Genomic DNA, 6,793 nt, shown 5'->3' with positions numbered 1-6,793 from the left:
ACTGTTCCGTCGCTTGAAAGGCTACCGCCGGATTTTCTCGCGCTTCGAGAAGCTGGATGTCATGTTCCTTGGATTCCTCAGCTTCGTCCTAGTCGTTGATGGGCTTCGGATGTGTTAACAGGCCCTAGTTAGCCTCGTAAATTTCCCAATTTTCATTTCCTACCTATGCACCCAGGATGTGCTTGGGCCGTTGTCGCTTGCCTGGCATCCGGGCAGCGCAGCTGCAAGCCTGTTGACAACAATCTTTTAGTGATAAATGATGCATCAAATGTTCAATATCGCATAAGCGAATTTAGCCAATGGCATTCCGAATTCTGGGACTTCTGGTGGGCTTGTTCTGCGCGATGATGGCACCAAACGCGCCGGCACAGTCCGTTCATGAATTTGAAGCCCTGGCCCGCCAGTGCGCCCCGTCCGTCCATCCCGCCACTCTAGCCGCGGTCGTGAAGACCGAATCCAGCTTCCGGCCCTACGCCATTAACATCAACGGCAGCCGGCAGTTGCCGCGCCAGCCGGCAAACCAGGCAGAAGCCATCGCAACGGCCGAATACCTGTTGGCCAACGGCTACAACTTCGATTCAGGCCTGGGGCAAATCAACAGCACAAACGTCCGCAAGTTCGGCATGGCCTGGACGGAAGTGTTTGAGCCGTGCGCCAACCTAACGGCTGCGGCCCGGGTCCTGACCGAATGCTTCGTGCGCGCCTCCGACGGCGAACCGAACGATCAAGCGGCGCTGCGCAATGCGCTGTCCTGCTACAACACCGGCAACTTCACGCGCGGGCATGCCAATGGCTATATCGGCCGCGTCGAACGCTCTGCCGGCACGATTCCTGCGGCCGTGGTCCCGGCGCTTCTTCCCGATGGCCAATCCCACGAACCGGCGGTGGCCACGGTCACAGAAACCACCCCGCCGGCCTCGCGGCCCATCGCTGACGTTGGCCCTGACGCCTTTGGCCGGGGGCGCAGCGACGCCTTCGGCCGGGCTTCCGCTAGGTCGCGGATGGAACGAGAACTGCAAAGCGAATCGGCCGCCATCACTGCGGCTAGCACTACATCAACAGGAGCGGATCGACCCATCACTCTCCCAGGATCGAATTTTGCAGATTGACGCTTCACTATGTAAATAGTGAAAAGGACAAACCGCAAGGCAGCGCTTACGCTGGCCCGTTAACTTAGGCCAACGGGAGTGCTTGCAATGAAGCTTATTCAATCGCCTGAACTCGATCTGCTGCTTACCCACAGCACCATCGAGGAATGCTCGGTTATCGAGACAAAGGACCGCGCCTGGACGTTCGTGCTCCACGTGCGCAATCACAAGGATGGGTCGGTGTCGGAATACCGGCTTGTGAGTCAAAGGGGCAGGAAGCGGGAATGGAGCGATCCACGCGCGATGTTCCGGCTTCTACGCGACCACTACAACGTCCAGAAAGGACATTTCCAACTGAGGTAGATATGAAAGGCACCCCCGCGCGTTTCGCCGATTACAAGACCGCTGTCGCTTCCTCCCTGCTCCTGGCAATCGTTGCCGCCGATGCCGACGCCCAGGGACTGGCCAAGGCCAAAGGTTTCCTGAACTCGCTCAAGGACAATCTGCTGTCCTTCGTTCCCATCATCGCCATCTGCGCCGGCCTGGTCCTAGTCATCCTCTACTGGTTCAACGTGATCCAGAAAGAGGGTTTCATCAAGTGGATCGTGGGCCTCATCATCGCCGGCTCTGTCGCAGAAATCGTTGCACTGTTCGTCACCTAAGTTCAGGTGACGAACATGGACGAGAACGACAAGAAGCCAGCCACGTCATTCCCGCTGTTCAAAGGCGCAACGCGCACTCCCATGTTCATGGGAGTGCCATTGCTTCCTTTGATCCTCGCCGTTTTCTTCGTCTTCATCGTGGCGATGACGGTCAGCATTTTCTGCTGGGCGCTACTCATCCCGATCATTTTCGTCATGCGGCAAATCGTCAAGCACGACGACAAGGCGTTCGGCACTTGGGGTCTGTGGATAGATACCAAGCTGCGCAACACGAACAAGAGGTTCTGGAACGCCTCGTCGTATGCGCCCGCTACTTACAAGCGCAAAAGGAAGAAGTATGTCCGCTGAAATTGCTACGAGAAAGGAACTGGACGCCGAAAAGGCCATATCCAGCTTCATCCCGTACACCAGGCATGTTACCGATACGATCCTCGGAACAGCGGCCGGCGACTTGCTGACCGTGTTCAAGCTGTCCGGGCGTTCGCACCTCAGCGCAGACTACGAAACGCTCATGAACTGGGTGCGCGACCTGAACACTGTGTTCAAGGGCGCGGCTTCCGACCACCTGGCGCTATGGACGCACATGGTGCGCCGCCGAGTGACGGAGTATCCCCAAGCGCACTACGACAACACCTTTTGCGCGCAGTTCGACATGAAATACCGCGCAATGTTTACCGAAAAGTCGCTCATGGTGAACGAGCTTTACCTGACCGTGATCCATCGCGCGATGCCGGATAAGACGCTGGCGCTCCTGGCCAAGTTCGAGAAGCAAAGCACGCGGGAAAAGGTCGAACGCCAGCAGTCCGCGGTGAAGGATCTAGAGGAACTTCAACGCCTGTTCTTCTCGTCGCTCAAGCGCTACGGCCCCGAAGTCCTGAGCACCTACAAGTGCGTCCACGCGCTGACGGACGTGACGGCAGATGATGGCACCGTACACCAGGAGGAACAGCGTATCGAGTTGGCCGATTGGTGGGAGCGCGAACGGCCCAGGTTCCCCCGCAAGCCCGACGACGGCCGTAGCGAACTTGAGTTCGCAGAGGCCGCCGCGGCGGCCGACAATCTGCCAGTGTATCTGTACTCGCGGCCAGCCGAGTTCCTGGCGCGCCTGGTCAACGGCGAACAACTGCCGATGCCGGTGACCTTTGCGCACTTCCGCGAAACGATGCCGCAGAACCGCATAAATTTCTCGTCCTGGGGTGAGTTGGGCGAGATTCGCACACCCACGCGCGCGCGCTTTTTCGGCATGGTTGAGGTCTTCGACTACGAGAAGCGCACAGAGCCGGGCCACCTCAACACGTTCCTGAAAGCGCCTTACGAGTGCGTGCTGACGCAAAGCTTCTCGCTGCTATCGCGACACGCTGCCAGGGGCCAGCTTGAACGCCACCGTCAGCACCTGGTTGACTCAAATGATCCGTCCAGCGATCAGGTCAACCAACTGACCGTGGCTCTCGATCAACTCATGGCCGGCGAGTTCGCGTTTGGGGAGCATCACGCCACGCTGACCGTCTTCGGCGACACGCCGGCTGAAACCCGTGATCTGATGGAGAAGGCGCGCTCGGCCTTCTTCGATGTGGCCATCGTTCCCCAGGTGGTCGGCCTGGCGTTGGAAGCCGCGTATTGGGCGCAGCTGCCTTGCAACTGGAAGTACCGCCCGCGTCCGGCGCCGATTTCGTCGCAGAATTTCCTTAGCTTCTCGTCGCTTCACAACTACATGGCTGGCAAGCCGGCCGGCAACCCCTGGGGTCCGGCCGTCACGATGTTCAAAACGGACGCCGGCACGCCGCTCTACTTCAACTTCCACGCGACCGATCCCGACGAGGACAACGAAGGCGACCGGCCGGCTGGCCATACCATCGTCACCGGCATGACGGGGCAGGGCAAAACCGTCCTGCTGGGGATCCTGCTTGCCCAGGCCGGCAAGTTCCGGCCGTCCGTCGTGGTGTTCGACAAGGACCGCGGCATGCAAGGCACCGTCATGGCGATGGGCGGCAAGTATTTCCCGCTCGCCATGGGACAAGCCACCGGGATGAATCCCCTGCAGCTGGATCCCAGGCCGGAGAACATCATCTTCCTCAAGGCGCTCATCAAGCAGTTGGCCGAGTCATCGGGGGATCCGGTCAACCACAACGATGAAGTGGAGATTTCCCGCGCGATAGATACGGTGATGTTCCGCCTGGACAAGCCGCTGCGCCGTCTCTCTCTGCTGCTGCAAAATCTGCCGAACCCAATGCCGGACCCGAACGATCCGAACCCGCGGCCGACCGTGCATGCGCGACTGCTCAAGTGGGCCGAGGGCGGGGAGTACGGCTGGCTGTTCGACAACGAAACCGACGATATCGACCTGACCAGGTATCGCCTCTACGGCTTCGATTACACCGACTTCCTGGATGTGCCGATCATCCGCACGCCCATAATGATGTACCTCATGCACCGCACGGACGCGATGTTGAACGGCCAGCCGTTTATCAAAGTCATGGACGAGTTCTGGAAACCCCTGGAAGACGCGATCTTTGTCAAGTGGTCGAAGGACGGCTTGAAGACCATCCGCAAGGAAAACGGTCTCCTAGTGTTCGCTACCCAGGAACCGGGCGACGCCCTCGAAAGCCCGATTGCGCGCACGATCATCCAGCAGTGCGCCACGCAAATCTTCCTGCCGAACCCCATGGCCTCCCGTGCCGACTACGTGGAAGGCTTCAAGCTGACCGACGCCGAGTTCGACCTGGTGAAGTCGCTTCCCCAGGACTCGCGCAAGTTCGTCATCAAGCAGGGCGGTTGCTGCGCCGTGGGCACGATCAACCTGGTTGGGTTCGGCGACGAATTGCTGGTGCTGTCGTGTTCCCCGGACCGGGCCGAGATTATCGAAGCGGTCATCGCTGACGTGGGTGATGACCCCGATCGCTGGGTGCCGGCGTTTGTGAGCCGCGTCAAAACCAAGGAGAAACCGCAATGATCATCCAGCAGTGCGCTACGCAAATCTTCCTGCCGAACCCCATGGCCTCCCGTGCCGACTACGTGGAAGGCTTCAAGCTGACCGACGCCGAATTCCACCTGGTGAAGTCGCTTCCCCAGGACTCACGCAAATTCGTCATCAAGGAGAAACCGCAATGAGACTGCACGCACTAGGAGCCGCGTTGGTCGTGGGCCTGTCGCTGTCGTTCGGTGCCGGCGCGCAAATCCCGGTCACCGATGTGGCGATGAATACACAGACGCAGATGAATCAGACGGCCAACTTCGCTAAGTACGTTGAGCAGGTCGCGCAGCTGAAAAACCAGCTAGAACAGGCCAAACAGCAGTATGAAGCTCTGACCGGCTCGCGCGGCCTGGGTGACCTGTTCAACAACCCGGCGCTGCGCCAGTACCTTCCGCAGGACTGGACAGGTCTCTATGACGCCGTGCAGCGCGGGGACGTGACGGGCATAAGCGGCAAGGTCCAAGACATCATCGACAAGAACAAGAGCGGTTCGATCGCCGATATGTACGCCGACGTTAGCGCTCGCCAGGAACGTCTCGGTGCGGTGAACAAGGCAACAGGCCTAGCCGGTTTCGACGCCGCCATGAAGCGAGCCGATCAGATCCAGAGCTTGATCGGTCAAATCAATGGCACATCGGATCCGAAGGCCATTGCCGAGCTGCAGGCGCGCATCGCTGGCGAACAGGCCCAGGTGTCGAACGAGATGGTCAAGCTACAGCTGGTGTCGATGCTCCAACAGGCAGAGGAAAAGGCCATCGCCGCCAAGGCCGATGCTGTGTACGACAAGCAGATGAGCGGCAGCAACGACGTGCCACGGATGAAGCCGCGGACCTTCTGACCAGTTGTTCAAGGGTATGGCGCACGGATGCGCCGCTCTTGATCGCAGCGCTGGGAGCGCGACCGGATCTTCGCCGGAGCCAGGAAACGCAGCGGATTTCCCCCCGAGCCGGATCCCCCACCAACTGCCAAACCCGAGTTCGCATAACATTAATTATGTCAATACTTAATTAGGTCATTACGTATGAAAATCACTAAGCCCCTGTTTGTCTTACTAATCCTGTTTTCTGTCGCCAGCTGCAAGCCGGATCCATTGGCTCCGGCCCGCGACGTGGCGCACTTCAAGGCGCACCCGGACGAACGCGCCGACGTGCTGGCCAAGTGCGAAGCGGATCCTGGCCAGCTCAAAGAGCACCCCAATTGCGTCAATGCCCGGCAAGCGCAGTGGGACGAGTCGATGAAGTCGAACGACAACGCAGTTCCGCGCCTGCCGTCGAAGAACTGAGCGAAGGGAGGGCGCCGCTATGGCTGGTTTCCACGTATTCCAAGACCTGTTTGCACAGGTCGATGCGATCCTGCAGAACTTCGTGACCAGCGCGTCCGCCAAGGCCGTGGCAATCGTTGCACCTTTTGTGGCCGCGGCCTTCGTGATCGTTCTGCTGTGGGATGCCTTCAACTCCATCATGGGGCGCGGGGAGGAGCCTATATCCAAGCTCATCATGAAGTGCTTGTTCTGGTCCTGCATATTGAGTGCCGCGCTTACGGCCGGTGCTTATCAAAGCAACATCGCAGACATGGTTCGCTCAATGCCGAACGACGTTGCTGCCGAAATGTCGCCAGGCAATGACACCAGCGGCGATTCGGTCGGCTCGCTCTTAGACAAAGTTGCCGATAACGGCATCACCAAGGCCAAAGAAGCGTTCAACGCCAAAACCGGCAATTTCGAGTTCATGAAGGCGCTGACCTATGTGCTTATCGGCGTCGGGATCCTCCTGGCTACGCTGGCGCTAACCGTCAGCGGCGGGGTGATGCTATTCATGGCCACCACTGCGATTTCGTTCCTAGCAGCGCTAGGGCCATTCTTCATTGCAGCCCTGCTGTTTGAATCCACGCGAAATTTTTTCTGGTCCTGGGTTAGCCAGGTCGTCTATTGGGTCGCCGACGTCCACCCAATTTTGAGTAGCGCCTCAGTTTGGAGTCCAATTCCCTACCCCGAGGAGATTGGACGTGAAGAAACGTTTTACTGACGAGCAGGTCATCGGCTTTCTGCGCGAAGCCGAAAGCGGCGTGGCGAT

9 protein-coding genes and 2 pseudogenes are annotated in these 6,793 nt (G+C 59.0%); all 11 read left to right on the top strand.

Annotation, left to right across the window (positions count from 1 at the left end):
* A pseudogene (locus F7R02_RS23470) lies at nucleotides 1–118 on the top strand (IS5-like element ISCARN85 family transposase); the annotation flags it as partial.
* A gap of 181 nt (nucleotides 119–299) precedes the next feature.
* Nucleotides 300–1,109, top strand: a complete 810-nt coding sequence (locus F7R02_RS23465) for a lytic transglycosylase domain-containing protein (RefSeq protein WP_078591392.1) — start codon at nucleotides 300–302, stop codon at nucleotides 1,107–1,109.
* Between the two features lie 87 nt (nucleotides 1,110–1,196).
* A complete protein-coding gene (locus F7R02_RS23460) occupies nucleotides 1,197–1,451 on the top strand; it encodes a hypothetical protein (protein ID WP_017117014.1) in 255 nt (84 codons plus the stop codon).
* A gap of 2 nt (nucleotides 1,452–1,453) precedes the next feature.
* Complete coding sequence (locus F7R02_RS23455) at nucleotides 1,454–1,750, top strand: TrbC/VirB2 family protein (RefSeq protein WP_029996458.1); 297 nt, start codon at nucleotides 1,454–1,456, stop codon at nucleotides 1,748–1,750.
* A 15-nt stretch (nucleotides 1,751–1,765) separates the two neighbouring features.
* Nucleotides 1,766–2,098, top strand: a complete 333-nt coding sequence (locus tag F7R02_RS23450; protein ID WP_017120417.1) for a VirB3 family type IV secretion system protein — start codon at nucleotides 1,766–1,768, stop codon at nucleotides 2,096–2,098.
* Nucleotides 2,088–4,700 (top strand): VirB4 family type IV secretion/conjugal transfer ATPase, encoded by a 2,613-nt coding sequence (locus F7R02_RS23445; protein ID WP_172397302.1) that lies wholly within the window; start codon nucleotides 2,088–2,090, stop codon nucleotides 4,698–4,700. The genes F7R02_RS23450 and F7R02_RS23445 overlap by 11 nt, the downstream gene beginning before the upstream one ends.
* Nucleotides 4,697–4,858 (top strand): hypothetical protein, encoded by a 162-nt coding sequence (locus F7R02_RS26545; RefSeq protein ID WP_017116415.1) that lies wholly within the window; start codon nucleotides 4,697–4,699, stop codon nucleotides 4,856–4,858. The genes F7R02_RS23445 and F7R02_RS26545 overlap by 4 nt, the downstream gene beginning before the upstream one ends.
* Nucleotides 4,859–4,881: 23 nt before the next feature.
* Entirely contained in the window at nucleotides 4,882–5,559 is a 678-nt protein-coding gene (gene virB5, locus F7R02_RS23440; RefSeq protein WP_017116416.1) for a P-type DNA transfer protein VirB5, read from the top strand.
* Between the two features lie 183 nt (nucleotides 5,560–5,742).
* Nucleotides 5,743–6,003, top strand: a complete 261-nt coding sequence (locus F7R02_RS23435; RefSeq protein WP_017119383.1) for an EexN family lipoprotein — start codon at nucleotides 5,743–5,745, stop codon at nucleotides 6,001–6,003.
* Nucleotides 6,004–6,022: 19 nt separating this feature from the next.
* Nucleotides 6,023–6,745, top strand: coding sequence for a TrbL/VirB6 family protein (locus F7R02_RS23430; RefSeq protein ID WP_235857541.1), 723 nt, complete (start codon nucleotides 6,023–6,025; stop codon nucleotides 6,743–6,745).
* A pseudogene (locus F7R02_RS27610) lies at nucleotides 6,726–6,793 on the top strand (transposase); the annotation flags it as partial. The gene F7R02_RS23430 and the pseudogene F7R02_RS27610, both read left to right, overlap by 20 nt.

The sequence above is a fragment of the Xanthomonas cissicola genome, assembly GCF_008801575.1.
Classification (GTDB): domain Bacteria; phylum Pseudomonadota; class Gammaproteobacteria; order Xanthomonadales; family Xanthomonadaceae; genus Xanthomonas; species Xanthomonas cissicola.
Note: the sequence above shows the minus strand (reverse complement) of the source record. Positions and strands in the feature narration are given on the sequence as shown.